Genomic DNA, 2,985 nt, shown 5'->3' with positions numbered 1-2,985 from the left:
GGCCACGGTGTGGGGGGCGGTGGCCGGCGTCGCGGTGGCGCTCCTCGCCGCCGGGATCGTCGGGCGTCGCCTGCTCCGGTCGCTGGCGGAGGTGGGGGCCGCCACCACCGCGATAGCGGCCGGGGACTACACCCGCCGCATCACCCGTCCCCCCGAGCGGGAGATCGCGGCCCTGGCCGACGACGTGACGACACTCGCCCGCGCGATCGACCAGACCGAGTCCCGCCGGATGCGACTCATCTCGGAGGTCGCACACGAGATGCGCACGCCGCTCACCGTGATCGACGGGTACGTGGGGGGCATCGCCGACGGCGTGTTCGACGTGGCGGAGTTGCGCCACGTCCGTGCCGAGAGCGCCCGGCTCCGGCGCCTGTCCGAGGACCTGTCGACGCTGTCCAAGGGCACCGAGGGCCGCCTCGCACTCGCGCCGACGGAGACCGACCTGGTCGAACTGGTGCGTCGTACCGCCGAACGGCTCCGACCCCGGTTCACCCCCACCGGGGTCGAGCTGCGGCCGGACCTGCCGGACGGGGAGGTGCGCCTCACGATCGACCCGGACCGCGTCGCGCAGGTCGTCGAGAACCTGGTGGTCAACGCACTGGCCGCCACCGAACGCGGCCGGGTGACGGTCTCGGTGCGCGGCACCTCCGGCGGGGCGGAGATCACGGTCGCCGACACCGGCATCGGCCTGGACGACGACTCGGCCGAGCGCGTCTTCGAGCGGTTCCATCGCGGTCCGGGTGGACACGTCGGCGGATCCGGCCTCGGTCTGACCATCGGACGCCAACTGGCCCGGGCCCACGGGGGCGACCTCACAGTCGCCTCCCGGGGCCCGGGCCGGGGGTCCACCTTCGTGTTCAGCCTCGCTCGAACGCCGCCAGGTGCTTCTCCGATCCGTCCCTGAGGTGCTCGTACACCGCGTCCAGATCGGGTTGCTCGGTGGCCGCCATCGCGGCCTCGAGATCGGCGATGTCGCGCCGCTCGAGCTCGGCGCCCACCGCCAGGGCCTCGGACTTCGAGGTCAGGCCCCTCTCCACCCACGCGTCGTACAGCTCCTGGAGCTCCGGGTAGGCGTACACGCCCGGGGTGGAGCCGACGGACGGGTCGGGCAGGTCATGGTTCGCGAGCAGGGTCGCCGTGGCCTCGCCGTGTCGGGCCTCCGCGGCCGAAATGGTGTCGAACCGGCGGTCCGGCCACGCCTCGCCGAACGCCACGTACAGGTCGTGGGCGAGCCGCTCCTCCTCGCGCATCATCGACAGGGTCTCGGCCTCCTCGGCCGACAATGTACCGGCGGGCGCGGGGATCTCGAGCCCGTGGCCCTGCTGGCCTGGCTGGTCTCGCTGGTCTCGCTGGCCGTGCTGGCCGTGCTGGCCGTGCTGGCCGTGCTCCTGCCTACCCGGGCCCTCTCCCTGGCGGCCCTGCCCGGGCGCGCCGACTCCCTGGGGCCCTCCGGTCTGTTCCTGTGTCGCCACCGTCGCGACCCGGGTGCCCTCCGTGGGCCCGTCGGACCCGGCCAGCGCATATCCGCCGACCCCCGCCACCGCCAACGCACCGACGGCCGCGACCGCGCCCATCCAGCGACGGATCGTCCTGTTCGAGTTCGCCATCATGATCCTCACCTCGTCCTGCCCCGCGGGTGGGGCCTCGTGTGTCGGTTCGTCCGACACCTCGATTCCACCGCCTCCGCGTGAAGCACCCGAGGGGTCTCCGTGAGGATCACGTGAAGATCGTCACCCCCCTTGCGATCAGGTCTGCGACGTGCAATTCTTTCTCCACTGCGGGCACACAAGCCCGCTTCTGGTCGAACCGGAAACGGCACATCCGCCGACTGCGTTCGATTCCGCGGGAGCGATCCGTTCCGGCCACCCCATCTCACCCGGCGCCCTCACCACCAGGTCCGCGCCATTCCCGGGTAGCCGTCGTCGCCTCCACCCAACGCATCCGAGCACGGCTCGTCGTCTCGTCACCAGTGGACGTGGCGGCTGTGCAGCTCGCTTCCCGACCAGGAGGAATCCCCATGTCGCAGTACCGAAATCCCGCCATGAACAACGCGCCGACCGCGTTCTCCTACACGCCGACCGGCCGGGCCATCCCGCCGTCGTCGCCGCTGCGGACTCCGAACCGTCGCCCGGTCTCGCCGTCGTACACGCCCACCGGCCGCGTCGTCCTGTCGACGCCGGCCACCCGCGGCTCCGCCTGAGCGCGAGCCCACCGCACCGCTACTCGCGCGCGGCGCCCACCGTCCGGCCCACCGGCCGACAGTCGGGCGTCGTGCGCGAGGCGTCTCCCGGCTACAACCGGTCGGCGGCCACGAGACGGGTGGTCACCACCAGGGCTATCGCGCCACACGCGAGGATCCCGGTCGAGACGAACAGTTGCATCACCCCGGCCTCCCACGGACGGGCACCGCCGAGCACCATCCCGACGAACGCCCCGGGGATCGTGACCAACCCGATGGTGCGCGTCTGGTCCAGCGAGGGCTGCAGGGAAGTCGCCGCCGCCTCGCGGCACACCATCATCCGCGCGGGGATGTCCGTGAAGCCGAGCGACAGCGCGGCCTCCACCTCACCGTGACGGGTGGCGAGTTCGTCGTGCGCGCGGCGGCCGGACAGGCCCGCCACCGCCATGGCGTTGCCCAGGAAGATCCCCACCACCGGGATGACCGACAATCCGTTGGGGCGGACCACCCCGGCCGCGAGCAACCCCAGGACGATCACCGCCGCCGGCAGAGCCACCGCCACCGCGCACCACAGCGCATCACGCACGGTCACCCGCGCCGCACCAGCCTGAGGCGCGCTGCGCTGCGCCAGCCTCCGGGCCGCGGCCCACGAGGCGACGGACGCCATCACCACCGCGAATGCCGCCACCAGCCACGGCCGGTCGGCCACGTACCCGATGATCAGCGAGAGCGCCACGAGCTGGACGGCCGCGCGGATCGACGTCCACGGGATCTCCCACTCCTGCCCCGTGCCGCCCAGCCACGCC

General features: G+C 72.8%; 4 protein-coding genes. 2 read left to right on the top strand and 2 right to left on the bottom strand.

Features of this window, described 5'->3' with window-relative positions; translation table 11 throughout:
• Positions 1-904: sensor histidine kinase (locus G6024_RS04110; RefSeq protein ID WP_159148134.1), on the top strand; the 904-nt coding region annotated here is incomplete at its 5' end.
• Here the strand turns inward: G6024_RS04110 and G6024_RS04105 are convergent.
• Positions 858-1,610 carry a DUF2202 domain-containing protein gene (locus tag G6024_RS04105; RefSeq protein ID WP_159148133.1) on the bottom strand — a complete coding sequence of 251 codons (753 nt, stop codon included), beginning with the start codon at positions 1,608-1,610 and terminating at the stop codon, positions 858-860. The genes G6024_RS04110 and G6024_RS04105 overlap by 47 nt on opposite strands.
• A gap of 407 nt (positions 1,611-2,017) precedes the next feature.
• Here G6024_RS04105 and G6024_RS04100 point away from each other — a divergent pair, with 407 nt between their 5' ends.
• Positions 2,018-2,200: a hypothetical protein gene (locus tag G6024_RS04100; RefSeq protein WP_067714780.1), complete on the top strand. Its 183-nt coding sequence runs from the start codon at positions 2,018-2,020 to the stop codon at positions 2,198-2,200.
• 91 nt (positions 2,201-2,291) lie between these two features.
• On the opposite strand, the gene G6024_RS04095 is transcribed toward G6024_RS04100, so the two are convergent.
• On the bottom strand, positions 2,292-2,985 hold a 694-nt coding region (locus G6024_RS04095; protein ID WP_159148132.1), incomplete at its 5' end, for an ABC transporter permease.

The organism is Dietzia maris, from assembly GCF_014144855.1.
Taxonomy (GTDB): Bacteria; Actinomycetota; Actinomycetes; order Mycobacteriales; family Mycobacteriaceae; genus Dietzia; species Dietzia kunjamensis.
Note: the sequence above shows the minus strand (reverse complement) of the source record. Positions and strands in the feature narration are given on the sequence as shown.